Raw genomic sequence first — 26044 nt, 5'->3', positions numbered from 1 at the left:
CCTTTCAAGAGTGATGATGAAATGGGCACTTCCAATTCGACTCCACGGCCCGGCCCGAGTACTGGCGCGCTTCAGAGGCTTCACCAAAGCGGGCGAGCACAGGATTGATCGATCCCTGCAGCGCAATGTCGCGCTGCCGGATGGCCTCCTGCATCGACTGGTACTTCCCGGACGATTTCATTGCTTCAAACTGATCGTGAAAATTGAAGACCAAGCAAGGCACGGGCGATTGGCGCGCCTGGCGCGAAGCCTGCGGGTGCATACCCACGACGAAGAAGGCGCGGCCTCCCACGCTAAATGAGAAATCGCAGCGCTCTGGATCGTTGCTAACTTCACCGTTCCACCCATAGCCGCGTGCTCGATCGAGGTCATGCAGCGATTGAAGTTGGGTCCATAGGGCTTTTTCGAACTCGATCTCGGTGGCGGAAAATCCGTCGAAAAGGGCAACGAAGCTCACCGGCACGAGGCCTGGGTCAGGAAAGGCCGTTGAGTAGGCGACAAGGGCGTCGAAAAGCGCTGGTGTCTGAGCTGGGTCTCCCAACGTTTGCAGCTGAATGAACCGTATGCGCTTCTTGTTGAGCGCGGATTTCGCGCCCACGCACGGAAAACCCTTGGACGAGATGAACGCGCGCATTTCCTCTATGCGAGAGCTGTTGGATGAGGGCTCCGTTTCGGCGGGGGAGAGGAGTTGATCTGTCATGCATCAACGGTCGGCAAGAGCCTTGGCCCGCGTCGAAGGCGAATTCGCCATTCGTGTGTGCGAAAAAAAAACTTGCGTGTAGGCCGTGCGCGGCGAGCGGCAGGACAGCGCTGACGCGCTTCTGCTGCGGCGACGCTTTCTGCGGCTCTCACCTCCACGGTTGTCGAAATCAAACTGGTCTCCGGGAGCGCCACAACCGCAAGAAATCCACGTGCGGAAACATCGCTACTGACGGAGAAGATCACATATTGAGCAGGGGCCCAAAGCCATTGTGCTGACCAGCCTTGCACTGCGGTTGGACTTTTTGCCGTCTCGTGTCAGGAACGCAGGCTGGTCCAGAGAAAGGCCAGGGTCGCCAGCGCCATGACCGCGGTCGCGGCCCAGCCCAGCACCCGCCAGTGCAGCGGCAGCACCAGGTCGCCCATGAGGCGACGGCTGCCGGCGGCCCACATGACGCCGACCATGATCGGCACCGACATCAGCGAGTTGAGCACCGCCGCCCACACCAGCGCCTTCATGGGATCGACGCCGCACAGGCTGATGCCGATGCCGCAGACCATGGCCGCGGCGAGGATGCCGTAGAAGGCCGGCGCGGCGCCGACCGGCTGCTCGAGCCCGCGGCGCACGCGCAGGAATTCGGCGCAGGCATAGGCGGCGGAACCGCCGAGCACCGGCAGCGCCAGCAGGCCGGTGCCGACGATGCCCAGTGCGAACAGCGCGAAGGCCGCGCTGCCGGCCACCGGGCGCAGGGCCTCGGCCGCCTGCGCGGTCGAGGCCACGTCGGTCTGGCCATGGGCATGCAGGGTGGCGGCCGAGGCCACGATCATCGAGAAGGCGATCGCGTTGGAGAAGCCCATGCCGACCCAGGTGTCGAGCCGCAACCGGCGCAGCTGCGCACGGGCCTGCGCGGGATGGGTCCGCAGCGCGTGGTCCCCGGGGATGCGCTCGATCTCCTCCACCTCCTGCGCCGCCTGCCAGAAGAACAGGTAGGGACTGATCGTGGTGCCGAGGATCGCCACCACCATCTTGATGCTCTCGGCATCCCCGTGCAGGCGCGGCAGCAGCGCACCCGCGAGCGCGGCCTTCCAGTCGACGTGCGCCACCAGCGCCACGCCCACGTAGGCCAGCAGCGAGAGCGTGAGCCACTTGAGCACGCGCACGTAGCGGTGGTAGGGCAGCCAGGCCTGCAGCGCCAGCGACAGCAGGCCGAAGCCCAGCGCATAGAGCGCCTCGGGCCCGCCCAGGCCCAGCCGCGCGACCTCGGCCATGGCACCGATGTCGGCCGCGAGGTTCACCACATTGGCGACCAGCAGCAGCAGGACCGCGAGCAGCACGACCGGGCGTGGCCACAGGGCGGCGAAGGCCGAGGTGAGCCCGTGGCCCGTGGTGCGGCCGATGCGCGCGCTCGCGAGCTGGATGCCCACCATCAGCGGATAGGTCAGCAGCAGCGTCCAGCCCATGCCGTAGCCGAACTGCGCGCCGGCCTGGGTGTAGGTGGCGATGCCGCTGGGATCGTCGTCGGCGGCGCCCGTGATGAGGCCGGGGCCGAGGCGGTTCAGGAAGCCGCGTTTCGCGGGAGGCTCGGCGCCTTCGCTGTCTTTGTCCTGCTCGTTCGGCCTCGGCATGCTCGCCTCGTCGGTGACCTCGGAAACTCGAACGTAGTGCGCCGGTCCCCGGCTCTCCTGTAGGACGCTGCTGCAACCTGGCTGCACCTGGCAGGCAGGGGCGGCCATGCCGGCGTCCTACGCCTTCTTCTTCCGCGCCGGCCGCAACGAGATCTCCGCCGGCAACGCGAAACGGTCGCGCGCGCTCTCCTCCAGCCGCGTCGGCAGGTCCAGCGCCCGCGCCAGATGTGCCGCGTCGTAGGGCGCATGCACCTTGATGTCGTTGTCGAAGTAGCAGAACACCTCGCGTGCGCCGCGTTTCGCCGCGACCTTGGAGGCCAGCCGCGCGTCGCGCACCTGCCGGCCCTTGCGCCAGGCTGCAATGCGTTCGGCCCAGCGCGCCAGCGCCTGCCGGCTGTAGCCGCTTGCGTAGAGTTCCTTGTCGCCATGCAGCCGCAGATAGACGAAGTCGGCCGTCAGGTCCTCCAGCAGCGGCCAGCGCTTCGCGGTATCGGCCACCACGAGCGCGATGCCGTGGCGACGCAACTGCGCGATGAACGCCGGGTCGACGAAGCTGTCGTCGCGCACCTCGACGGCATGCCGGATGCGCCGCCGGCCGCCGGTGTGCAGCCAGGCCTGCCCCGCCACATTGTCGTCGTGTTCGCGCGCGAGTTTCAGGGCGGCAGCGCTGCTTCGCGGCAACAGCGAGAAGAAGGCCTCGAAGCGCTCGGGATCCCAGGCCATGCGCGGCGGAAACTGCCACAGGATCGGCCCGAGCTTCTCGCGCAGCGCGAGCACGCCCGAGGCCAGGAAGTTCGCGAGCGGCACGCGCACGTCGTTCAGGCGCCGCATGTGGGTGATGTAGCGCGGCCCCTTGACCGCGAACACGAAGCCCGCGGGCGTCTCGTCGTGCCAGGCCTCGTAGGACGACGGTCGCTGCAGCGAATAGAAGGAGCCGTTGATCTCGATCGTCGGCAGCACGCGCGAGGCGAAGGCGAGTTCCTGCCGCTGCGCGAGCCCCGCGGGATAGAACCTGCCGCGCCACGGCGCATAGCGCCAGCCCGAGATGCCGATGCGGATCGCGGCGGCGGCCATGTTCGCCTTCAGGCCGGTGCCGCGTGCACCGGCCGGGTGATCGGCGCGCCGACCGATTTCGCGCCCAGCGTCATCTCGGTCATCCACGACACCAGCAGCGTGCCGTAGGCCTGGCGCGACTCCTGGCGCGACAGCGCGTGGTCGGCGCCCGCGAGCACGCGATAGGTGACCGAGCGCACGCCGCCCTTGAAGGCCGCGAGGTAGTTCTCGATCACGGGGTGCGGCACCGTCTGGTCGTCCTCCGACTCGACGATCAGCACGTCGCCCTTGAAAGCGGCACAGGCCGCGAGCGCGCGGTTGTCGTCCGGGCCGACCAGCGTGCGGCGATAGGCCACGAGGTCGGAGCGGCTCAGCTGCCCCTTGGGCGTGAGCCACTCGCGGTCGCGGTAGAGCGCCGGCGCGCGCAGCGCGAGCCAGCGCACCGGCCGCATGCTGCTGACCAGCGCCGCGAGGTAACCGCCGTAGCTGCTGCCCACGATCGCGATCGCGTCGGGATCGACCGAGGGATGGCCCACGAGCGCGTCGTAGGCCGCGAGCACGTCGCGCAGGTTGTCCTCGCGCGTCACGCTCATGCGCTGGTCCGCGTGCTGCGCATGGCCGCGCAGGTCGAAGGTGAGGCACACGCAGCCCAGCGCCGCGAGATCGTGCGCGCGCGCCATGTACTGCTGCTGGCTGCCGTCCCAGCCGTGCACCAGCAGCACGCCCGGCACCATGGTCGAGGCGGCGACCAGGGTGCCGGCGATGTGCTGGCCGTCCACGGGGATGTCGATGGTGCTATGTCGTGTCGCTGTCATGGTTCTGAATCAGGGCGTACTTGGCGAGCGGCCCGACTTCGGGGTCTTCGCCGCGGTACGCCACGATGGCCTGGGGCGGCACCATGGCCGCGCCGTAGACCTCGAAGGTCGAGGCCCGCACCGCCCGGCGTTCGGGCGCGCGGCGGAAGACCTCCAGCGCTGCGATCTCCGCACCGGTGGCGCCGCCGACGCGCCACGACTGCTCGAGCACGCCCGAGCGCCAGTGGCCGGCGGCATTGCGGCCCTGCGCCACGTCGTAGTTGACGCGCGAGGCGAAGAAGCCGGGGAAGCCCTCGCGCACGGCCTGGTGGTAGCGCCGGGCCTGGTCGATGGCCGCGCGCAGCGGCGCGCTCAGGTCGCGCGCGGCAAGCAGGTCGTCGAAGCCGCCGCGTGCCAGTATCAGGTCGGAACCGCCGTAGACCGCGAGCCCCGCGTTGTCGCGCGTCATGCGCTGGCGGCCGTGGTAGCTCACGGTGAGTTCGTCGACCACGACCTGGCCGACGCTGAAGGTGTCGGGATCGCGCAGGTTCTCCTCGAGCACCACGCCGTGGGCGGCGAGCTCTCCGGCGTCGAGCGCATCGAGCTGGCGGTCGAGCTCGGCCGTGTCGTTCGCCACGGTCTGGCCGCGGCCGCCCGTGGCACGCACCGGCTTGACCCGCACCGCGCCGGCCTCGAGCAGGCGCCGTCCGGCCCGGCGCGCCTCATCGGGCGAAAAGGCCGAGAAGCCCGCGAGCACCGCGCCGGCGACGGCGTGCCCGAAGTGTGTCGACCATCCTGCGGGACGCTCGGCATCTGCATCGGGCAGCGGATGCGTGATCGCCTTGGTGGCGACGAAGGCGAATTCGACGACACCGCCGAACAGGTCGTCCGCACCCGCGATACCCATCGCGCGGGCGCGAACGGGGTCTGTCACGGTGCCGCTCGGGACGAAGTAGACATGCCCGCCATAGGTCCTTGGCGCGTCCGCGCGCAGGCTCGGCCCCGCGCGCCCGCCGCAGTCGCCCGCGTAGGCATAGCCCTTGAGCGTGGCGAGCCGGCGCGCGAAGTGGGCGCGCGTCTCGCGTTCGTGCGCGCTGCAGTAGGCGCCGGGCTCGACATCCCACGTGACCACGCTGCCGAATGGAAGGCTCTGGAGGCTGGCCGCTGCCGCTGTCATGGGCGCCATCGTGCGACGGCACGCGGCGCAAAGCGTAGGACGATGGCACCGCCCGGCTGTCGGCATGGGCGCAATGCGAAGCGGCCATGGCGGAGATTCGTGACGACCCACGGCTCGAGGAAGCGCTGCCAGAGCGGGTGCCGAAGCGACCTCTACCAACGCCTGAAGACCGTCGACGCCAGTATCGGCCGCCAAACTTAAGCCGGCTTGAATGAAATCGCGATCGCTCGGGACGCCCGCTGCAAACGCACCGCGGTGGCGATGGCCTTGTCGAGCAGCTCGAGGCCGAGGTCGATCTCGCTGTCGCTGATGGTGAGCGGCGGCGCGATGCGGAACACGCCGCCCATCGAGGGCAGCTTCACGATGTTCATGCTCAGGCTCAGCTTCATGCATTCGCGCGTCGCCGTTTCTGTCCAGCCTCTCAAACTCCGTGACTTTCGATGAAGCATCCCGGGCTCCGGCCGGCCTCGGGAGCGCTCAACTGCGCGATGAGGTGGCGGACAGGAAGTGCCTGAGTTCTTGAACCAGATCGACGAAACACGGCTTCGGCGACTCAGGCTACCCGGGCATGCGCGAGCGCGCCGCGCCGCAAGGTCGGCCTGACATGTGACAACGCGGGCAGGCAGGGTGCTTGATCCAACCTGAGTTCGTGACCGAGCACATGGAGAAGGTGAAGGCCAGCATCCCAGCCAGGGTCGAACACCCGTTCCGATTTACCAAACTGCGATTCGCCTTCAACACGGTTCCCTATCGAGGCTTGGCGAAAAGCACGCCGCAGGTCGTCACGCTGCTTCTTCGCTAGAACCTGTGGATGGTGCCCGTAGGGGCACCCGCACGGCGGAGATGCACAGCAACGAAAAATCAAAATTCCTCCAACGAGCGGAGCGGTCGCATCGTCGCCTTTGGCCTCTTTCAATCGCCTTGGTAGATCACGTTCTGCAGCTTATCCTCAGCCCATAGCTGCGGTGTTCATCTAAATTTTGGCGCGGCGCATCCGCGACATGGAAAGAAACGCGCGGTCTCGTCTAGGACGTCCAGCGATACTTCTGCGATGGTCCGACGCTTGCTGGACCCGGCTAGCGCTTGTCGGCATCTTTTCCGACAAACGTTGCAAAAGCCGTTGACTACGCTCTTCTGGATCTTGGGATCAAACGAAGTCTCATTCCGATTCCTGATTCGGCTCCCCCCGTCTCTGCTCATCCGACATGTCATATATGCATCAGCCACGGGCCTTCCACTCCTTCGTTGCACGAAAGCAGCCAAAGACGCCCGCTGTGCGCGGTGACGAGCGCGATGCGCTCTCGCATTCCGAGCGCTATCAGGAATGGGAGTTTCATTACAGACTCATGCCGGCGCCCGCGCTCGCCACCTTCTCCGGAACTGCGCAAATTCGTCGCGGGGGCGAACGCTATTGCGAGTTGCCAATCTTCGAGCCGCAGTGCAATGCGCTTGCATCGATCGACCTGTTACGAGAACAGTGCCTCGCCTGGATAGGAAGCCGGTCGGCGGCCGTAGACCCGCCAACGTTTTCCGCGAGCTAAGCGCAATGGACTGGATTTCCTGGCTGCAATGGCCCGCATTCGTCGCCTCGGTCGGCGCCGCCTGGCTTGTTGCATCGAACATGAAGAGTAAGCGCAACATTGGATTTTGGGTATTTCTTGCAAGTAACGCGCTGTGGGGTGTCTGGGGCCTTTATTCAAGCGCTTGGGCGCTGATTGCGCTCCAAGTCTGCTTGGCCGTGATGAACCTGCGCGGACTTCGCAAGACCGATGGCGCGTCTCCGCAAAAATGATCGGCGAGCGACCTGAAGCCGATAGAACCTCTGAACCGAGTTTGATCAACGCTTAGCCGAGAGGAAAGCGAAGGGCGCCGGTTTCTGCCCTTACCACCCGCGCGGTCAATGAACTGTGCACGCCATCTACCCTACATGCCGCCCCAGCGCGACGTGCAGCAGGCCATCGATCTGTCACCCAGCATTCGCGGCTTCGCCCGCAACGGATTTCCAGCCCTGAACGTCGGCGGTACGCCAAGACCATCGAGATCTATGCCTTTGCACCTGGCATTGATCCCGCAACACCAGCACCTTAGCTCGATTTTCGCGAATCGACGATGTGCCTCAGAGCAGCCTCGAGCGTCGGCCAGTTGCGGAACACATATACCTTCTCGCCGGGATCGAAGCGTGCGCCAAACTCGAGGAGCATGTCGGCAAGACTGGCCACGCTGCCCAGCAACGCGGCCTCCGGCTGACCATCCGACGATGCGAACTCGCCCACCGTGCAGCCCAACTGGGCGGCAAGTCCTTGTGCGCGCTGAGAACCTAGGGGAGCTGGAAGAAGCATGTTGCGATTCTGCCAGGGGCCGTTTGTCGGCATGCGAACGAATTCGTGGCGTTCTGTGTCCTTCTGCAATTGAGGGTCGAGGCTGCAGATTGCGCCCGCGTCAGGCCAACTCGCAAGGTTCGTCGAACAGCAGGCGCGGGTGTCGCTCGAAAAGCTTTGCCCAGCGCGATGGTCGTGATGCAAGCTCGCCGAAGGCTCTCTTTAGACGTTCAGGTATAACGACTCCGCTTTCTCAGCGGGTCTCGCTGGCCATTCGTTTTACTGCCCTTTCTTGCGCACGAAGGCCTGCACCGCGATCCGGTGTTCTTCGCTTGCCAGGGCAATGGCTTGCGCACTCGCTTCCATCGCCAGCATCGTCGGCAAATCACTTTGGAGTGATGCGTCCAATGCCTGCTTGGTCAGCAACAGCGCGGTAGGCGAACCGGTGGCCAGTGCGGCGGCTACTTCGTCCGCCCTTGCATGGAGTGTTTGCCAAGGCACGACTTCGAGTGCCAGGCCCATGGCGTGCGCTTCGGTCGCACCGATCTCGCGCGCCGATAGGGTGAGGGCCTTCGCTCGCTGCAGGCCCACGAGACGCGGAAGGGTGAAGAGCGCGGCACAGTCGGGAATCAGGCCGACCCGCTGGAACACCATGCAGAGCCTCGCGCGATCACTCAGCAGGACCATGTCGGCCAGAAGTGCGAGGCTCATGCCGGCGCCGAAGGCCACGCCGTCCACGGCGGCGATCACCGGTCGCGGAAAACCATGCAGTGCGAGCACGAGCCGGCGGTACCGGCTCATGCCTTCGAGGGCTTCGCCTGCTTGACGGACGCCTTGTCCCGCCATGTCGCGCACGTCGCCGCCTGCGCAGAACGCATGAGCCGCGCCGCGCAAGATCAGCACGCGCACGCTGGGGTCGGCGGCGAGGCGTTCTAGCGCATCCGTCATTTCATCGGCCATCAACCGGTTGATGGCGTTGAGCGATGCGGGACGGTTCAGCGTGAGCGTCGCGACGCCTGCGTCTGACACGTCGCAAAGAAGGGTTTCGAAGCTGTGCGTCATCGATGCCTTCTCAAACGACGCGCTGCTCGCGCAACGATGCGATCGCTTCGGGCGCCATCTCCAGCACCTCGCGCAGGATGCGATCGGTGTGCTCGCCGATCGTCGGCGGCGCGGTGGGCTGCGGCGCCGTGGTCCCGGTGAAGCGGATCGGGCTGACGCATAGCGTGACTTCTCCCGCCGTGGGGTGCGGCACGCGCTGCGTCACGCCGCGGTGCACCACCTGCGGATCGGCGAACACTTCCGGATAACGATGGATCGGGCCGCTGGGGATGCCCGCCTTTTCCAGCGCCGCCAGCAGCTCGCCGGCACGCCATTGCCGGGTGAGCGCGTTGAACACGTCGGCCAGTTCGCGGCGGTGCCCCAGGCGCGCCGAATTGGTGACGAAGCGAGGATCGTCGGCCAGCTGCGGCTGCTCCAGCACGCCGCAGAATGCCCGGTACTGCGCCTCGCTGCCGCAGATGACGATGATGCCGCCGTCGGCGCATTCGAACGCCTGCGAAGGCAGGCCGCCGTTGCCTTCGGTGCCGCGGCGCGGCGGGATCACGCCGGCCGCCAGGTAGGTCATGACCGAATGCGTCTGGGCGGCGATGGTGCAGTCGAGCAAAGCGATGTCGATGTGCCGCCCGATGCCCGTGCCTTGAGGCCCATCGCGCTCGTACAGCGCGGCCAATACCCCTGAGGCAGCGTACTGCCCGGCGATGAAGTCGGCGAGGCTGGGGCCGGTCTTCATCGGGCCGCCACCGGGCACACCGTCGGGCAAGCCGGTCACGCTCATCATCCCGCTCATGGCCTGGAACACGGTGTCGTAGCCCGGCAGGTGACTCTTGGGACCGGTCTGGCCGAAGCCGGTCACCGAGCAGTAGATGAGACGCGGATTCAGCGCGCGCAAGGACGCATGGTCCAGGTGGTAGCGGGCGAGGTCGCCGACCTTGAAGTTCTCGAGCAGGACGTCGGAGCGCGCCGCCAGTCGCCGGACCAGGTCCTGCCCCTGCGCACTGGCGATGTCGATGGTGATCGACTGCTTGTTGCGGTTGGCGGACAGGTACATGGGCGATTCGCGCGTGTCGTTGCCCTCGCGGTCCTTCAGGAACGGAGGGCCCCAGCGGCGCGCCTCGTCGCCGTTGCCGGGGCGCTCGACCTTGATGACTTCCGCGCCGAGGTCCGCCAGGGCCTGCGCGGCCAGCGGGCCCGCCAGGATGCGGCTCAGGTCGAGCACTTTGACGCCGCTGAGCGGCATGCGTGGGCGGGTATCGTTCATGCGGTTTCCTCCAGATTCCAGGCCAGGGCTGCCAGGGCCAGTTGCTGCGCCTGCGCGCCGCCCAGGTCCGAGCGCAGCATCTTGGCCCGCGTGGTCCAACGGTGCAGCGGGTGTTCGAGCGTGAGGCCCATGGCGCCCATGAACTGGTGCAGGTCGTAGGTGATGGCGGGCGTGCACTCCTGCGCGTGCGCCAGCGCGCAGGCGGCGTCGGCATCGCTGCCGCTGCGCGCCGCCTGCAGCGCGAGCCAGCGCGCGGCCTCCACCTGCACCGCGGCCGCGGCCAGGCGGTGCCGGATCGCCTGCAGCGCGCCCAGCGGGCGCCCGAACTGGCGACGCTCGCTCACATGCGCGACCACGGCGTTCAGGCCGGCTTCGAGGCAGCCGGCGAGTTCGGCCGCGACCCCCAGCCGCCAGAGCCGGCGCAGCTCGGCCGCGTCCAGGTCGAGCGCGCGCCATGCGAGCGCATCCGGCGCGACCAGGCGGCCCACCGGATAGCCGAAGGGGCTGTCCACGGCCATGACATCGGCGTCGGCGAGCACGGCGTGCTCGACCGCGTCGCCGCGAACGCAGAGCACCGAGCGCGCGCCGGGAAGCCAGCGCGCGGGCCGGTCGCGGCGCTCCCAGACGAGCGCGCAGGGGCCGGGCAGCGCGGGCGCGAGCAACGGGCGCACCAGCGCGGCCGCGAGCAGTTCCACGCACTGCGGCAGTTTGGCGAGCCGATGGACCATCGCCACCGCGGCCACCGGGCCGAGTTCCTCCAGGGCCGCGGCGTCGAGGAGACCGGTCGCTTCCAGGTCGGCCTGCAGCGACGCGGAGCACTCGAAGTGGCTGGCGTGGGACAGCGCCCGCGTCTCGTGCTCCAGCGCGATGCGTTCGACCGCATCCAGCAGCGCCACCTGATCGGGGTTGAATTGAAGGTTCATGAGCGCTCCAGGCGGGATTCGCGCGGCAGCCGCAGCCAATCGTTCGCCACCAGGTTGAGCTGGATTTCGGCCGCGCCCGAAGCGATGCCGGCGGCGATGGCGCGTTCGTGGTGCGCCAGCACGAGCGGCCAGCGGTCGCCGCACAGCGCATCGCCGAAATGCGCGAGCGCGAAGTCCGACACGGCATGGTCGGCCTTGACGACGGCGACGCGCGCCAGGTTGGAGACGGCGCTGGGGGGCAGCCCGCGCGCGCGCTCGTCGACCACGCGGTAGACCAGCAGGCGCGCCGCCTCGCACGCGGCCAGGGCCTGCGCGGCCTGGGCCCGGACGGCGCTGTCGGCGAACCGGTCTTGCGCAGTCAGCTCGCCGACCATCCGGTCCAGCACGCGGCGCGAGAACGCGTAGCGGGCCAGGCCCACGCGCTCCAGCGAGAGCGCATAGCCGATGATGGCCCAGGCCTGCCCTTCTTCGCCAAGGCGCGCCGCCGCGGGCACCACCACGTCGTCGAAGAAGACTTCGTGGATGTCGCCATGGCCGATCAGCGACGGGATCGGGCGCACGGTGATGCCCGGCGTGTCCATGGGCACCAGGAAGATGGCGATGCCGCCCTTGCCCGCGCCGGTGCGCGCCAGCAGGAAACAGGTCTGCGCCATGCCGGCATAGGAGGTCCACACCTTGCTGCCGTTGATGACGTACTCGCCGCCGCGCGGCACCGCGCGCGTGGCCAGCGCGGCGAGGTCGGAACCGGCCGAGGGTTCGGAGAATCCCTGGCACCACACCGCGCGGCCCGCGGCCATGTCGGGCAGGTAGCGGGCTTGTTGCTGCGGCGTTCCGAATTTCATCAGCGTGGCGCCGATGAAGTTGGCGTTCATGTATTGCGGCCCGCGCGGCTCGCCCGCGGCGAACAGTTCCTCGCCGATGATGAAGTGCTCCCATGCCGGCGCATCGCGTCCGCCATGCGCGGCCGGCCAATGCGGCACCAGCAGGCCCTCGGCCGCGAGCTTGGGGCAGAACGCCAGCGAAAACGCCGTCTGCGCCGGCGAGCCCGGGCCATGGCGGCTGATGTGTTCCCAGTCGGGCGGCAGTTCGCGCGCCAGCAGCGCGCGCACGCGCTCGCGCAAGGCCCGCTGTTCGGGTGTCCATTCGAAATTCACGCGTTGTTCACCTTGTGGAGATAGCTCAGGTAGCCCATGGGCACGGGGCTGCCGCCGTTGACCGCGATGAGGGCGCCGGTGGTCCACGACGCCTCGTCCGACAGGAGGTAGGCGCAGAGCGGGCCGATGTCGTCGGGCGTGCCGAGGCGCCGCAGCGGCACCGTCTCCACCTGGCGGCGGATGCGGCTCTCGGAGTCGAACACTTTCGCCAGTTCCTCGGTCATCACCACGCCGGGCGCCACGGCATTGACGCGGATGCCCCGGTGCCCCCATTCGGCGGCCATGGTGAGCGTGAGGTTCTCGACCGCTGCCTTGGCCGCGCCGTAGTGCCCGGTGTTGGGATTGGGATGCGAGGCGCTGCGCGAGGTGATGTTCACGATGGAACCGCCGCGCGGCATCGCGCGAGCGGCCGCCTGCGCCGCGAAGAAGGTCCACTTGAGGTTCAGGTCGACCACGCGGTCCCATTGGTCCTCGCGCACCTCCAGCAACGGGCCGGTGTCGCCCGGCGCCGCGCTGCCGGCGTTGTTGACCCAGCCATCGATGGCGCCGAAGCGGCTTTCCGCTTCGGTCACGAGGCGCGCGATGTCGTCGGCGCGCGTCACGTCCGCGGCCACGGCGTGTGCCCGCGCGCCGAGTTTTTCCAGTTCGAGCCGGGTGGCGGCCAAGGCCTGCATCGAGCGGCCGCTCAGCACCACGTTGGCGCCGCAGCGCGCCACCGCCAGCGAGATGCCCCGGCCGATGCCGCGCCCGCCGCCAGTGACGACGACGGTCTTGCCTGACAAGGAGAACATGCGCCTACTCCGGCTTGTAGCCGATCGCCGCGGCGGCCTGCGCCCACATCTGCTGCTCGGCCATCACCTGGCTGGAATGGACTTCCGGCGGCCCGCCGACCGGAATCACGCCGGCCTGCGCGAGCCGGGCGCGGATGTCGGGCTCCTTCAGCACCTCGTTGAACGCGACGTTCAGCCGGTCGACGATGGGCTTCGGCGTGGCGGCCGGCGCCCAGAAGCCGAACGAGAAGGCGAAGCTGAGGTCGGGCACACCGACTTCCGCCAGCGTGGGCACGTCCGGCAGGGAGGGCGAGCGCTCGGACGCGCCGTGCGCCAGTGCCTTGATGCGGCCTTCCTTGATCATGCCGACGTAGAAGAGCGGCACGTCGATGCCCATCTGGATCTCGCCGGCGATCAGCGCCGTCGCGACCTGGGTGGACCCCTTGTACGGGATGGGCGTCGCGCCGAAGCCCGCGCGCGACTTCAGCATCTCGCCCGCCAGCAGGATGCTGCCCGCGGTGTAGCTGAAGTTGACCTTGTCGGGGTTCTTCTTCGCGTAGTCGACGAACTCGCGGAAACTGTTCACCGGCAGCGTGCCCGGGACCATGAGCGTCATGCCGCCGCGCGCCACGCACACGACGGGCCGCATGGCGCGCAGCAGGTTGAACTTCAGGTCCTTGACCAGCACGGGCGTCAGGCTGCCGCCGCCCAGGAACAGAATGGTGTAGCCGTCGGCGGGCTGGGCGGCCGCGTATTCGGTGCCGATCAATGCCGCCGCGCCGGGCTTGTTCTCGACGATCACGGGTTGCTTGAGTTGCGCGCCGAGTCGCTCGCCGAGTGCACGAGCCAGCGAGTCGGATCCGCCGGCGCCGAACGGCACGATGATGCGCACCGGCTTGTCCGGAAAAGCGCCTTGCGCCAAGGCGGGCCACGGGGCGATGCCTGCCAGCGCGGCAACCGTGGCGGCCGCAACCAGGTTGCGCCGGCGGCGGGAAGGCGTGAAGGAAATCGGGTAGCCCATGGTCGTGCTCCTGTTGCGGCTTCGGGGGAATCGAGATCAACCACATGATGGAATAATCGAGCATCGAATTTGGCGCATGCGTTCGATGACATCCAGCCCTTCGCCTGCCGGCAAGGGAAATCACGGCAACCGCTGTTCCACATCATGGGCACTTCTCCCGAATCGGATCCTCCCAGCGGCACGCAGGCGATACGCCGGGCCGCCGCGGTGCTGCGCTCCCTTGGCAAAGCCGGCGCCGAAGGCGTGACGCTGGCGGAGGTGGCGGCCGATTGCGGCCTGGCCCGCTCCACCGCGCACCGCATCCTGCGCTGCCTGATTGAGGAACGGCTTGCGAGCGCGCCCGGGCGGGACAAGCGCTACCGTTTGGGGGAGTTGGTCCACGAATTGAGCCTCGCGCCGTCCGCCAGCATGCTCGAGGTAGCGCACTGGCGGCCCGTGCTTAACGCGATTTCACGTCGAACGGGCGCCACCGCGTACCTGATGCGTCGAAGCGGCGTCGAAGCGGTCTGCCTCGCCAAGGCAGACAGTCAGGCGCTCATGCGTTTCGTGCCTGTGGAAGTAGGCCAGCGACGCTTGCTTGGGGTGGGTGCGGGTGCCACCGCATTGCTGGCTGCGTTGGACAAGGAACACAGCGAGCAGATCATCGACCTGATCGCTCCCGGTCTGAAGCCTTATCCCCGCTTGAATCCCCAGAGCGTGCGCAGTGCCGTGCGCATGGCGCGCAAGACCGGCTTCGCTTTGAGTCAGGGCACCGTGGTGAAGGACGGCTTCGGCATGGGCACTGCAGTGCCTAGTGCGAGCGGCGCCCCGAGCTTGGCACTCAGCATCGCGGCCCATGCCTCGGTGGTCTCCGAGTCAACGATCGAAGACTGGAAGCGCGTGTTTCTTCAAGAGATGAGCGACCGCCCCTAGAGGGGGCAGGGGATGTTGAGCGCTCGGCTTTCAGGTGCCGGGGGAAACTGCAACTTCGCGGCCGGGCACGCAACCATAGATTTCCCCGTTCCTCCTCCGCTTTTTAGGGGGCGTGTTGTGCTCGCTGATGGCTATAGCCACCAAGATCGAGTTTGAATGGTTTTTACTTAAACAATGGTCATCCGATCGCGGCCACCAAGCGTATTACAGGTTCCGGATTCTGGAATCCTCATGTCACCCGACGCCGCTTCGGTAACTCAAAACAAAATCGACATTCCCTCTTCTTGTCCGATATGCACCGCCGGGGTCGTGGCTTGTCGGAGCTGCCACGGCAGCGGCCTGTACCGAACGCACGACGGCGATGAAGTTCCCTGCCCTTCCTGCTTTACGGAAGGGGTGGTCATCTGCAGCGCATGCCGAGGCACCGGGTTCCCATTGCTGATCGCTCGACAGACAAGCGAGCGTCTGGATTCGCCCGTCGGGCAAGATCGCCCCGAGGAAGAGCGGCTGCCTGATCGTTTCGCTGAGCAGAGTTTTTGGGTCGGCCATCGTTTCGAGTGGTTGATGGCGGCATACATCATTGCGATAGCGTTGATGGCGCTGGTCACGACGTTCCTCTGACCCTGGCGGGTCCCGATGCCGGGGGGGAAGGCTGGAAGCTTTTTTGTCGCCCCGGGACGGCCTGTGAGCTTGCGAGCGCGCGGGAGCGGTTCTCGGATGGCGCGTTGTCCTCGAAGGCCTCCGTCCTGATCTTGTCGCATGCGTTCCGAGCGCCGCCATCCTCGCCGGATCACGCACGCTGGCGTTCGGTGACCTGTTCGTCGTTCATGAGCAGGTGCATCCATCAGCGCCGAGCTCATCGACACCGCTCAGCTGTTTGCCTCGACGTCCTCGCACAAGTGGACGCAGCCAGGCGGGCGTGCCGTGCGCCTTGCTTCAAGTGCCGCCGGCGAGGCGGTCAGCAGCTGCTGGTACTCGGGGAGAAGTCCCCGAGCGATCGTTGCGTCCATCACATTGTGATCCCTGATCTTTTGACCGAGGAACTCGTGCTGCGTGGCGTAGTGCGTCGAGACGACGTGGCCGGCGAGATTTAAGACGGTGAGTTGGTCGACCACGGTACACAGACATGGGTGTCTGCCGCGGGTCCAATACTGCGTCCCGAGAGGGAAACGATGCCTCATTTGATTTCCAAGCTATTCATGTTATCGGTACATCGGCGGAAAACTTGATGGTGCTTTCGTGGCCCGCAGAAGGTCGACATCCGTGTGTCGCTTGAACGTCGGTCTCACCAACAGCGGGTAGGGACGTCCACGCGTTCGCTCGGGACCGCCTCGACTGCGAGACGCCCATTCGAGGCGCTCGGTGCCCCGCGGCTCACGGGCAGGGCATGGCTTTTCGCGTGCGACTGCTCCATGGCTGTGGCGCCAACTGTGTCTTGCACGATACGACGGCTGTCGATGAAGAACGGCAGGCCCCGGCCCCGGACGCAGGCATGCGTGAAGAAGCGCGAAGTGCCGTGCGCGAGGTGTTGTTCGTATCGCCGTCGAGCACAAGGCGCCGCAGCTGTCCCCGGGCGACCTGAGTTGTTTGCACACATACACCAAGTCTGGCGGTTCTGTCCGTCGTCTCGCCGCCGTCAAAGCAGTCGCACCCGCGTTGATCCGCGCGCATGCAGAGCCTTTTGAACTACCACTTGCACCTGAAAGAGAAAAACCGCACAATTCAAAAAAAACGAAGCCTCATTCATTTTGATAGGAGACAAATGTTAGTTCTTCGGGATCACTCTGGCGCACCTCGGCGCCCTGCGTGGCTGCGAGCCACCATCGCCATTGCTTGTGGCAGCGTGCATCTGTACGCCAGTGCGCAGTCAGATGCGCCGCCTGCCGTGTCCACCTCCGAGTCCGCTGCGCCCAAATCGATCGAGTCCATCAGCGTCACCGCGCAGCGACGCAGAGAGCCGGCAAGGGAGGTTCCGTTGACGGCGGATGTGCTCAAAGGCGAGGACATGGAGCGTGGTGGCTACCAGTCACTGAGTGACCTGGCTGCATTGCTGCCCGGCATGAATCACAACCAGTCGGGGGGCGGCACGGGCGGAAGCCAGATCACCATGCGCGGCATTTCGACAGGCTCGCAAGTTGGGGCGACGGTCGGCATGTACGTGGATGACGTTCCATTCGGCTCGAGCTCCGCCTATGCAGGCGGGGGATCTTCCTCGCTCGATCTCGGCCTGTTCGATCTCGCGAGCGTCGAGTCGCTTCGCGGACCACAGGGAACGCTCTATGGCGCCGGCGCCATGGGGGGGCTGATCAAGTATGTGGCTGTAGAGCCGGATTCGAGCGCGTTCAGCGGCCAAGTGACCGCGGAAGCTTCCGGTGTGCAGGGCGGCAAGACCGGTCACGTCATGCGAGGTATGTTGAACGCGCCGCTGAGCGACGGCGTCGCCGGGCTTCGGGCGACCGTTTATCAGCGTTCGGACGGCGGATTCATCCGTGACGTCAATCGCTCCGGACGCCTGGTGGACGCTTCGAAGACGGACGGTGCTCGCGTCGCTTTGCTCCTCACGCCTTCGAAGGACGTGACTGTTCGGCTGACCGCGCTGACCCAGAACCAGGAGCGCGACGGAGCGTCGACCCAGGACACCGACATCGCGACAGGTCGCCCCCTCTTCGGCGCACGGACCAAGCGGCTCATGTTGAGCGAGCCATCCGAGGTTCGCAACGACCTCGTCTCTGCAGCACTCAAAGTCGATCTGAAGTGGGCCACGCTCGATGCGATCACCGGATGGCAGCGTACCTCGAGCGCGGGCCGCGTCGACACCTCTGCACTTTACGTGCCGCTGCTCGCGCCGCAAGGAATCGTCAACAGTGCGTATGGCATGGACTATGGGTTCAACAACCGGAAGTTCACGCAGGAGGTGCGACTGACCTCGCCGCGCAGTCGGCAGTTTGAATGGCTGGGGGGCTTCTTCTATACCGACGAGACTGGCTCCAAGACGCAGCATCTCAGCCCGTTCAACGCGTTTGCGCAGCCGACGAATCCGGTTCTGGCAGATGCCAAGTTTCCATCGACCTTCCGTGAAACCGCCATCTTCGGCACCGGCACCTACTACATCACGCCAGATGCCGACGTCACCATGGGGGTACGCCACAGCCGCAACAGCCAACGCTTGGATCAGCAGTTCAGCGGCATCTTCGCGCCAAAACCCCAGCCTGCGTCGCAGTCATCGGAGGGTGTGACGACCTGGCTGCTCACAGGAAGATGGCGTCCGGCCGAACATCAAGCGATCTACGTACGCGCTGCCAGTGGATACCGGCCAGGGGGACCGCTGCCACTCATCGTGAATCCCCTGACCGGAGCACCGCTCACCAACTCCTCCTTCAAGTCCGACAGCCTGTGGAGCTATGAACTGGGCTGGAAAGGCGACGTGATACCGGGCCGCCTGTCGACGGAGGTGGCGCTCTACCAGATCGACTGGAAGGACATGCAGGTGTTCACGTCGAGCGCGGGCTTTTCCGGCATAGGAAATGCGGGGCGTGCGCGTTCGCGCGGTCTTGAATGGACGCTGCGCGCGGCGCCGATCGACTCGCTGCGATTGGCCACATCGCTCAGTGTGATCGACGCGAAGCTCGTCGACGACAGCCCCGATCTGGGTGGAAGGGCTGGGGAGCGACTGCCCAACACGGCGCGGGTCTCGGCCGCCGTGCAGGCCGACTACAACTTCAGCGTCAGCGGCTACCCGGCGTACTTCGGTGCGACCCTGCGCTATACCGGCGACCGTTTGAACAGCTTCAAGTCCTCCCCTGGGATCCCTCAATACAGGTTGCCGGCGTACACGGCGATCGACCTGCGCGGCGGCGTGCAGGTGGGCAAGGTCAATGTGGGTCTGTTTGTGCGTAACTTGACCAATCGCCGCGGGCAGACTGCAGCCGATACCACCCTGAGCACTGCGGGCGGACCGGCGCGGGTGAACCTTATCACCCCGCGCACGATCGGGCTGCAGTTCTCCATGGACTTCTCCTGAGCGGCGAGACGCGATGGAAATACACGCGTCCGCGCAGGACATCCTTTTCAAGCAGCCGTTGGCCATTGCCGGGCGCGTGCTGCCGGGGCAGTGTGTCCTCGGCGTGGAAGGGCGCCATGGGCGCCATGTGGCGCGCGCCGAGGCCGCTGGCGTGTTCTACCGCGGCGAGGACGGGCTGCGGATGAAACAAGACATCGAGGCCATGCGCGACTGGCTGCCGCAGGACCTCCTTGGTGCCTGGCGCGAGGTCCAGAAAATGCCCGCGGGTGGCGCACGCAACGCACTCGATTGGGTGCTCTGGCAGCTCATGGCCGCGCAACGGGGGGAACCCGCCTATCGCATGGCATTTCTGCCCTCGCTGCGTCCACTCCCCACCATGGTGACGCTTGGGGTGGACGAGCCTCAATGCATGGCGTTGGCAGCGCGGTCGCACTCGGCGGCCAAGGCTCTCAAGCTCAAGCTCGATGGGCACGAGCTCGATATCGAACGGATCAATGCAGTACGCTCTGCACGGCCGGACGCGGCACTCTCCGTCGATGCGAACGAAGGGTGGTCGATGGCCCACCTTGAGCGAATGATGGGCGCCTTGCTCGCTTGCCGGGTAGTGCTCATCGAGCAGCCGTTGCCCGCCGCGAACGATCACGAACTGCAGGGCTACTTCTCGCCGATTCCGATCGCCGCGGATGAATCTCTGCAGACCATCGAAGACCTGGACGATGTCGCGCAGAGATACCAAGTTGCGAACATCAAGCTCGACAAATGCGGTGGTTTGAGCGCTGCCTTGCTGCTCGTTCACGCAGCGCGTGAGCGCGGCATGAAAGTGATGGTCGGGTGCATGGGAGGACGATCGCGTGCCATCCAGCCGGCGTTCATCGCAGCGCAGTGGGCCGACCTGGTCGACCTCGACTCGCCCTTGCTGATGGCTTCAGACACCACGCCGGCGGCAGCCTACGCGGATGGCTACATCGATTTTGACGATGCAGCCTTTGTCATCGATACGAGTGAGCAGCCGTTGTGGGCTACCGCTTCACCCGCACGGGGGCGCCGTGCAGCAACTTGATCAGCAGGCGCGCCGCCTTGAGTTTGGCTTCAGCATTGGTAGGAACACCGATCAGCATCTGGGCTTGGGCCGCGATCAGCAGCGCCAGGATCGACTCTCCGATGGCAAGCATCTCGCCGTCGTCGGCATGACCGGATGCCTGGCCGATGCGCGCCACCGCCTCGAGCAGGGCGCGACGCAAGCTCTTGAAGTTTCTTGTGACAACGGCCTGAACGTCCGGATTGCGTCGCGTGATCGCGGCGACTTCGAGCGCCGTGCGGGCCGTCTGGTTGCTGGCATCCGGGCGCTCCTGGGCTTTGAGCAGGCTTTCCACAAGACCCAGCAGTTCTCCCGCACTGCTGCACTGCTCGAAGGGCGAGGCATTGACATCCGCCGCTTCGATCAATTGAAGCAGGACATCCTCCTTCGCACGAAAGTGAACGTAGATCGAGCCGATCGAAAGGCCCGCTTGCGTGCTGATCTCGGCCATCGATGCGTCAGCGACTCCCTTGCGTTCGAACACGACGCGGGCGGCGTCCAGGATTTGCTTACGCACCGACGCCATGTGGCTCTCATCTCGTTTGGGCATGCTGCACAGAAAAAACAATGATTGATCATTCATTTTAGGACCGAATAGAACCATGACCCTCCATCGCACCGAAAAGCTGGAAGCCGTGCTTTCCGAACTTCACCGCAACGACGCCCCCGGCCTGGTGGCCAGCGTCCAGCACCATGGGAAGACGCTTCTGCGTCGCGGCTATGGCATGGCCAGCCTGGACTCGGGCCTGATCAACACACCCTCCACGAAGATGCGCATCGGCTCGACGAGCAAGCATTTCGCCTCAGCGCTCGCGCTGCTGCTTCGTGATGAAGGTTTGCTCTCGATCGATGAGCCCGTCGGGCGCTGGCTGCCTGAGCTTCCAGCGACTCAAGGAATCCGCACACTTCGGCAGTTCATGAATCACACGGGGGGCACGCGCGACTATTTGGACCTCTCCTTGTTGTCCAACGGGATGACCGTTGTGCCCAGCGAAGGGGCCTTCGACTATCAGTGCCGACAGCAGGAAGAAAACTTCAAGCCTGGCGAACAGCTCATGTACAACAACGGGGGCTACCGCATGCTGTCCAAGGTGCTCGAGCGCGTGCTTGGGATCTCCTTGGCTGAAGGGCTGCGTGAACGGCTATTTGAGCCGTTGTCGATGAACGATTCCTTCTTGTGGTGTACAGATCTTGATCCGCTGCTTGGAAGCGCGACCTCGCACATCGCGAGAGCCGAGGGCGGATTCTCGAAGGGGATTTTTCCCTCGGTCATTCTCGGAGAAGGTGGCATTGCGTCCACCTTGGATGATATGCAGCGCTGGCTGAGCCACCTCATCACGCCCAGGATCTGGCCGCAGCGGCTCTCACACGAGTTGATGGCACCAACCGAGCTGAACAACGGATACCTCCACCCTTACGGCTTTGGGCTCATTCGTGAGACATGGCGAGGCGTGCAGATTCTTCATCATGCCGGTGGCGTGGTGGGCGGAACATGTCAGATGATCGCGGCACCTGACTACGGTGTCCAGATCGTGGTCATGAGCAACCGCAGCGACGTCACCGCGGTAGAGATTGCACAGCGATTGTTGAGCGTGATGCTCGAGGACGAACTAGAAGCAGCGGAGGAACCAGTGAGCGCAGATTCTGCGGATGCGCTGTGCGGTGACTTTCACTGTGCCTTGAACGGCCGCCACTTTGCCATTGCAAAGCAGGGGGACACCTTGGTCCTGCGCAGTTTCGGGCTTCCGCTCCCCTTGACTCAATCGACGTCGGACGTCTTGCAGGTGAATCTGTTGTCGGTGATTGCCCTGACGGTCGAGCTGGTGCGCAACGACGCTGACAGGGTTGTCGCGATCGACGTGATCGAACAAGGCCGGCGCTATCGCTGTGATCGCCTCGAAAACGCCGGGAAGGATCGGAAGGTTCTCGAGGCCTTCGCGGGCAAGTGGCGCAGCAGGGAACTCGGTGGCGAGGCCGTGATTGAGGACAGCCGCCCTGGGTTGATGCGCATCGCGGGACTGTATGGACGCAGCACCTACAAGTTGGAGCCGTTGATTGCCGATACCTGTCTGATGGTCTGCGAGGATCCGGCATTACCCTTGCACGGCACGCTGCGCCTGGTGACCGGTAAGGACGGGGAGCGCGAGCTATTGTTGGATACCGCACGCACTCGACAGCTGCGGTTCACAAGGGATCGCTCCCATGGCTGAGATGCCCGCGCCCTCGCGCATAGCCCTGGCGGGATTTGGTGCCGGGGCGTTCGGCTCTACCTTGAGTTCTGGCGTGGTGCCTCTGCTTTTCCTGTTCTACCTGACAGAGTTTGCAAAGGTACCGCCCGCGCTGGCAGGCGTGCTATTGGCGATTCCCAAGCTTGCTGATCTGCTGCTCGACCCATGGATTGGGCGACGAAGTGACAACGCCGCGCGTGCCGCGGGCAGTCGAAGTCACTTGATTGCCTTCAGTGCCTTCTCGCTCCCCTTCATCTTGGTACTGCTTTTTGTGCCTACGTGGGCTTTTCCGCTGCCGATAAGGATCTTTGTGCTGGGGTCCATCTTGATCCTGCAATCGTTGCTGCTCACTGTCTTCACTGTGGCCCATACAGCGATTGCGAGTGATATGTGCGACGGCATGGAGCACCGGAGCACCTTGATGTCATCCCGTGCACTTGGGCAGACCATTGCAGGACTCTTGGTGACTGTACTGGCGCCACAGATCGTTGCGCACTTTAGCGAGTTTCATGGCGGCTACCTCGTCGCCGCGCTGGTGCTGGCCGCCGGTGCTTTCGTCGCTTTGGGTGTCTGCTGGCTCGTCGTGCGGAGGGTCCCGATGCGCACCGGGATCGAGCGCGAGCGGCCTCCGTCGCTGCCGAAGGCTTTGCGCGCGACGCTGCGTAACAAGGCGTTCTATGGCGTCGCGCTAGTTCTTTTGCTACTTGGCACGAGTTCGACGGCGCTCCTCAGCGCTTTGCCCTACGCCAACAAGCATTTGCTCAAGGCAGGTCCTGAAAGCCTCTCGTTGCTTCTTACGCCGATCTTTGTCGCGCTGTTGGCGGGCGTTGCCGTGGCTCCGTGGGTCGCGCGTCGCGTTGCCCCGGCTCGCATCCTTGGCGGCGCGCTCTTCTTGGCGCTCGTCGGCGTCGTCTGCCTCACTGCCGGACCGCGCACGCTCACGCCGATGGTTGCTGGAGCCGTTCTGTTCGGCGTCGCTTGTGGAGGGCTCACGGTAGTAATCACCACACTGGCGATGGAGACCGCTACACAGTCGTCCGCGCAAGGTGAAAGCCTCGGGCTATACCTCGGTGTTCTCTTTTCCGCCGAGAAGTTTGGTCAATCACTGGGTGGCATCGTTGTGGGGATCGGGCTCGGCTGGGTTGGAACCCTGGGCGCGGCGCCCGATGCGTCGTCCCTACAGCGCTTGGCTTTGCTCTGGCTGGCGGCGCCGGCATCAGTACTCGTGCTCGCGCTAGTGATCGTCGCTTTGCTCGCACCGCGCTTGCGTGCGCTTTAAGACAGGCTCTTTTTCATGAAGATCTTCACATCCGCGTTGGTCACGGAGACCAACACATTCTCGGAGCACCCCACGACCCTCGCGTCGTTCGAGGAACTGGGCATCATTCGAGGACCGACACCCGCGCGAGCGCTGGGCGACGTCGGCCCGATCGTGGAACAGTGGCGCCTTCGCGCGCGCCGCTATGGCGACGAGGTGATCGAAGGCGTGTATGCCATTGCTCAACCGGCGGGGCGGGTCAGGGCCGAAGCTTACGCGCAGTTGCGCGGAGAGATCCTTAGCGCAGCGCGCGCGGCGATGCCGCTGGACATGGTGCTGCTGTTCCTTCATGGCGCAATGGTGGCCGAAGGCGAGGACGACTGTGAGGGAGACCTGATCCACGCCGTACGCGAACTCGTGGGTCCCCGATGCGTGATTGGCGTGGAGCTCGACCCGCACTGCCACATGACGTCCACCATGACCCAGCATGCGGACGTCATCATCCTCATGCGCGAGTACCCCCACACGGACTACGAAGCCCGGGCCGCGGAGCTGTTCGACGCCTGCCGGGCCGCGGCAAGCGGTGTCACCCGTCCGGTGATGGCCGTCGCGGATTGCCGCATGGTCGGCTTCTACCCCACGACCATCGAGCCGATGCGCGGCCTGGTGGACAAGATGAGCGAGGTCGAGAAACGTCCGGGCGTCCTTTCGGTGAGCCTGGTGCATGGTTTCCCATGGGGCGATGTGGCGGATGCGGGAACGAAGGTGCTGGTGGTGGCGGACGGCGACGCCGCCTTCGCAATGGCCCAGGCCACAGAACTTGCGCAGGCGCTTTATCGGATCCGCCATGCGATGCTGCCTCGTCTGGAGTCGGTCAGCCAGGCGCTCGAAGGTCTCGACGCGCAGGGCCTAGCGCCCCGGCTGCTGGCGGACGCAGGCGACAACCCGGGCGGCGGGGCGCCGGGCGACCACACCGTGCTGCTGGCCGAACTCTTGGAGCGCACGCAGCTTCGCAGTGCGCTGGGGATGCTGGTCGACCCGCAAAGTGTCCAGGCATGCTTCGATTCCGGGATCGGGACGCGCTTGCGGTTGAGCCTGGGCGGAAAGAGCGGAGCGGTATCGGGACAACCTCTCGAGGTGGTCGCAATCGTTCGAGGGCTCGCGCCCGATCACGTGCAGTGCGTCGGGGGTATTCGTGATCCGCTGGGTCGCGCCGCCTGGATCCGCGTCAATGCCACGGACATCGTCCTGAGCAGCCGGCGGCAACAAACGCTGTCGCCATCCGCCTTCACCGGGTTGGGCGTTCCTCTGCATGAAGCCCGGGTCATCGCGGTGAAGTCGAGCCATCACTACTACGCGGAGTTCTCGAAGCTATCGACGGACCGGCACGTCATCGAAACCGGTGCGGCGCTGTCGATGGACTTCGCACGACTCCCGTACCGCCATCGGCACATGCACTTCTTCCCCGCGACGGACAACCCGTCCCCGCATCTGGCATGAACACCACGATCTCCTTGGCTAGCGGCGGATCACCGCCTTGTCTTGTCGAATCGCCGAGTGGCGCATCGATGATGGTCGACGGGCGGCAACTGCTTTGTTTCGGCGGCTCGGCCTACCTCGGGCTGGGAGGCGCGCCGGAGCTCGTCGAGATCGGCTGCGCTGCACTGCGGCAGTTTGGTGCGAGCACACACCTGCCGCGCCACTACGGCTTCAGTTCAGGCGCGAACCAGCAAGCGGAGGCCGAGGCGCGTCGGTTCTTCGGCACGGAAGCTGCGATGTATTTCGGAACGGGCTACCTGTTCGGGCTCGTTGCGCTCACCGGACTGGCGCCCGACTGTGATGTTGTCTACATCGACGAATCCGCCCACTACAGCCTGCGGGAAGGAGCCCACGCGGCCGGCAAGCCAATCCATTCGTTTGCGCATCGCGATGTGCAAGACCTGGCGCGCATGCTCGGAAACACACTCGAGCGCGGTCAGCGGCCACTCGTCGCCACGGACGGAGTGTTCGCGACGACGGGAGCCATTGCGCCACTGTCGGCGTATGCGGAGCTGATCGCCCCTTTCAACGGGTGGCTGGTGGTTGACGAGTCTCACGCCTTCGGAACGATCGGTCCGCAGGGAAGGGGGAGCGCAGAACTCGCGCAGCTTCCCTTCGACCGGCTGGTGATCGGCGGCTCGACTGCCAAGGCGTTGGGCGCGCACGGAGGGTTTGCGCTTGGTGATGCGCAAACCATCGCGCAGCTGTGGCGCACCCCGGTGGCGCGTGGCGCGGTGCTGGGCTGCTCCGCGGGCGCCGCTATGACCGCGGAGAGCCTGCGCCTGATTCGCAGACGCCCCGAACTCCTTCTGCGCTTGCGTGAGAACGCGCGGTCGCTCAAGGCGGGCCTGCGGGGCCTGGGTCTGAAGGTCGAGGACAACGCCGGACCCATTGCCGCCTTTGTGCACGGGGATGGTCTGCAGATGCAGCGGATCCAGCGCGCACTCTGGAAACAGGGCATTTTCGTGGCCTATTCCACCTACGTGGGCGCCGGACCGATGGGCGTGTTGCGTTGCGCTGCCTTCGCGGATCACACGCCTGAACAGATCGCCCAGTTGCTTGGCGCGCTGCGCGAGTTGCTCTAGCAAGGCCGGCTCTCGATCGCTCGCAGGCGCTCCCCCGGCTCTCGACAAGTTTTCCAACCTTTCACTTC

Annotated in this window: 23 protein-coding genes and 1 pseudogene; 9 read left to right on the top strand and 15 right to left on the bottom strand. The window is 65.7% G+C overall.

All coding sequences use genetic code 11. The features are described from left to right. Positions 1-4: 4 nt before the first annotated feature. From gntA to AC1HIL_RS36005, 6 genes and pseudogenes are all read right to left on the bottom strand, one after another. Positions 5-700, bottom strand: coding sequence for a guanitoxin biosynthesis heme-dependent pre-guanitoxin N-hydroxylase GntA (gene gntA, locus AC1HIL_RS36030; RefSeq protein WP_479668828.1), 696 nt, complete (start codon positions 698-700; stop codon positions 5-7). 317 nt (positions 701-1017) lie between these two features. Next, positions 1018-2325 (bottom strand): Nramp family divalent metal transporter, encoded by a 1308-nt coding sequence (locus tag AC1HIL_RS36025; protein WP_479668829.1) that lies wholly within the window; start codon positions 2323-2325, stop codon positions 1018-1020. A gap of 117 nt (positions 2326-2442) precedes the next feature. Next, entirely contained in the window at positions 2443-3399 is a 957-nt protein-coding gene (locus tag AC1HIL_RS36020; RefSeq protein WP_479668830.1) for a DUF72 domain-containing protein, read from the bottom strand. Between the two features lie 8 nt (positions 3400-3407). After that, complete coding sequence (locus AC1HIL_RS36015) at positions 3408-4193, bottom strand: alpha/beta hydrolase family protein (protein WP_479668831.1); 786 nt, start codon at positions 4191-4193, stop codon at positions 3408-3410. After that, positions 4174-5349, bottom strand: coding sequence for a DUF3182 family protein (locus tag AC1HIL_RS36010; RefSeq protein WP_479668832.1), 1176 nt, complete (start codon positions 5347-5349; stop codon positions 4174-4176). Before AC1HIL_RS36010 ends, AC1HIL_RS36015 begins: the two co-directional genes overlap by 20 nt. A 197-nt stretch (positions 5350-5546) precedes the next feature. Next, positions 5547-5750 (bottom strand): annotated as a pseudogene (locus AC1HIL_RS36005) (hypothetical protein); the annotation flags it as partial. A gap of 1145 nt (positions 5751-6895) precedes the next feature. On the opposite strand from AC1HIL_RS36005, the gene AC1HIL_RS36000 reads away from it, so the two are divergent. Next, positions 6896-7141 carry a hypothetical protein gene (locus AC1HIL_RS36000; protein ID WP_479668833.1) on the top strand — a complete coding sequence of 82 codons (246 nt, stop codon included), beginning with the start codon at positions 6896-6898 and terminating at the stop codon, positions 7139-7141. Positions 7142-7433: 292 nt separating this feature from the next. Here the strand turns inward: AC1HIL_RS36000 and AC1HIL_RS35995 are convergent, their stop codons facing one another. The 7 genes from AC1HIL_RS35995 to AC1HIL_RS35965 all read right to left on the bottom strand — a co-directional run bounded on the left by AC1HIL_RS35995 (position 7434) and on the right by AC1HIL_RS35965 (position 13855). Then, positions 7434-7721: a hypothetical protein gene (locus tag AC1HIL_RS35995; RefSeq protein ID WP_479668834.1), complete on the bottom strand. Its 288-nt coding sequence runs from the start codon at positions 7719-7721 to the stop codon at positions 7434-7436. A gap of 225 nt (positions 7722-7946) precedes the next feature. Further along, positions 7947-8729: an enoyl-CoA hydratase/isomerase family protein gene (locus tag AC1HIL_RS35990; protein ID WP_479668835.1), complete on the bottom strand. Its 783-nt coding sequence runs from the start codon at positions 8727-8729 to the stop codon at positions 7947-7949. Between the two features lie 10 nt (positions 8730-8739). Then, complete coding sequence (locus tag AC1HIL_RS35985) at positions 8740-9987, bottom strand: CaiB/BaiF CoA transferase family protein (RefSeq protein ID WP_479668836.1); 1248 nt, start codon at positions 9985-9987, stop codon at positions 8740-8742. After that, complete coding sequence (locus tag AC1HIL_RS35980) at positions 9984-10910, bottom strand: acyl-CoA dehydrogenase family protein (RefSeq protein ID WP_479668837.1); 927 nt, start codon at positions 10908-10910, stop codon at positions 9984-9986. The genes AC1HIL_RS35985 and AC1HIL_RS35980 overlap by 4 nt, the downstream gene beginning before the upstream one ends. Beyond that, complete coding sequence (locus AC1HIL_RS35975; protein ID WP_261216302.1) at positions 10907-12064, bottom strand: acyl-CoA dehydrogenase family protein; 1158 nt, start codon at positions 12062-12064, stop codon at positions 10907-10909. The genes AC1HIL_RS35980 and AC1HIL_RS35975 overlap by 4 nt, the downstream gene beginning before the upstream one ends. Next, the gene (locus AC1HIL_RS35970; RefSeq protein WP_261216303.1) at positions 12061-12855 is read right to left on the bottom strand and encodes an SDR family NAD(P)-dependent oxidoreductase; all 795 of its coding nucleotides are present in this window, start codon (positions 12853-12855) and stop codon (positions 12061-12063) included. Before AC1HIL_RS35970 ends, AC1HIL_RS35975 begins: the two co-directional genes overlap by 4 nt. A 4-nt stretch (positions 12856-12859) precedes the next feature. Next, complete coding sequence (locus AC1HIL_RS35965) at positions 12860-13855, bottom strand: Bug family tripartite tricarboxylate transporter substrate binding protein (protein ID WP_479668838.1); 996 nt, start codon at positions 13853-13855, stop codon at positions 12860-12862. 69 nt (positions 13856-13924) lie between these two features. On the opposite strand from AC1HIL_RS35965, the gene AC1HIL_RS35960 reads away from it, so the two are divergent. Next, on the top strand, positions 13925-14767 hold the full coding sequence (locus AC1HIL_RS35960; RefSeq protein WP_479668839.1) for an IclR family transcriptional regulator: 843 nt from the start codon (positions 13925-13927) through the stop codon (positions 14765-14767). A 231-nt stretch (positions 14768-14998) separates the two neighbouring features. Continuing rightward, positions 14999-15388 carry a hypothetical protein gene (locus AC1HIL_RS35955; protein WP_479668840.1) on the top strand — a complete coding sequence of 130 codons (390 nt, stop codon included), beginning with the start codon at positions 14999-15001 and terminating at the stop codon, positions 15386-15388. Between the two features lie 248 nt (positions 15389-15636). On the opposite strand, the gene AC1HIL_RS35950 is transcribed toward AC1HIL_RS35955, so the two are convergent. Then, positions 15637-15882: a hypothetical protein gene (locus AC1HIL_RS35950; protein ID WP_479668841.1), complete on the bottom strand. Its 246-nt coding sequence runs from the start codon at positions 15880-15882 to the stop codon at positions 15637-15639. Positions 15883-16436: 554 nt separating this feature from the next. Here AC1HIL_RS35950 and AC1HIL_RS35945 point away from each other — a divergent pair. Both AC1HIL_RS35945 and AC1HIL_RS35940 read left to right on the top strand, forming a co-directional pair. Next, the gene (locus tag AC1HIL_RS35945) at positions 16437-18788 is read left to right on the top strand and encodes a TonB-dependent receptor (RefSeq protein ID WP_413765073.1); all 2352 of its coding nucleotides are present in this window, start codon (positions 16437-16439) and stop codon (positions 18786-18788) included. A 13-nt stretch (positions 18789-18801) separates the two neighbouring features. Continuing rightward, entirely contained in the window at positions 18802-19848 is a 1047-nt protein-coding gene (locus AC1HIL_RS35940; protein ID WP_479668842.1) for a dipeptide epimerase, read from the top strand. Here AC1HIL_RS35940 and AC1HIL_RS35935 read toward each other — a convergent pair. Then, a complete protein-coding gene (locus AC1HIL_RS35935; protein WP_479668843.1) occupies positions 19808-20449 on the bottom strand; it encodes a TetR/AcrR family transcriptional regulator in 642 nt (213 codons plus the stop codon). The genes AC1HIL_RS35940 and AC1HIL_RS35935 overlap by 41 nt on opposite strands. A 19-nt stretch (positions 20450-20468) precedes the next feature. On the opposite strand from AC1HIL_RS35935, the gene AC1HIL_RS35930 reads away from it, so the two are divergent. From AC1HIL_RS35930 to AC1HIL_RS35915, 4 genes are read left to right on the top strand one after another with little or no spacing between them, the layout of a single operon-like run. Then, complete coding sequence (locus tag AC1HIL_RS35930; RefSeq protein ID WP_479668844.1) at positions 20469-22076, top strand: serine hydrolase domain-containing protein; 1608 nt, start codon at positions 20469-20471, stop codon at positions 22074-22076. Next, positions 22069-23373 (top strand): MFS transporter, encoded by a 1305-nt coding sequence (locus AC1HIL_RS35925; protein ID WP_422098398.1) that lies wholly within the window; start codon positions 22069-22071, stop codon positions 23371-23373. The genes AC1HIL_RS35930 and AC1HIL_RS35925 overlap by 8 nt, the downstream gene beginning before the upstream one ends. A 15-nt stretch (positions 23374-23388) precedes the next feature. Then, positions 23389-24852, top strand: a complete 1464-nt coding sequence (locus AC1HIL_RS35920; RefSeq protein ID WP_479668845.1) for a M81 family metallopeptidase — start codon at positions 23389-23391, stop codon at positions 24850-24852. Further along, the gene (locus tag AC1HIL_RS35915; protein ID WP_479668846.1) at positions 24849-25976 is read left to right on the top strand and encodes an aminotransferase class I/II-fold pyridoxal phosphate-dependent enzyme; all 1128 of its coding nucleotides are present in this window, start codon (positions 24849-24851) and stop codon (positions 25974-25976) included. The genes AC1HIL_RS35920 and AC1HIL_RS35915 overlap by 4 nt, the downstream gene beginning before the upstream one ends. Positions 25977-26044: the final 68 nt, after the last annotated feature.

The organism is Variovorax sp. ISS6 (genome assembly GCF_056523145.1).
This window is presented reverse-complemented; position numbering and strand designations above follow the sequence as displayed.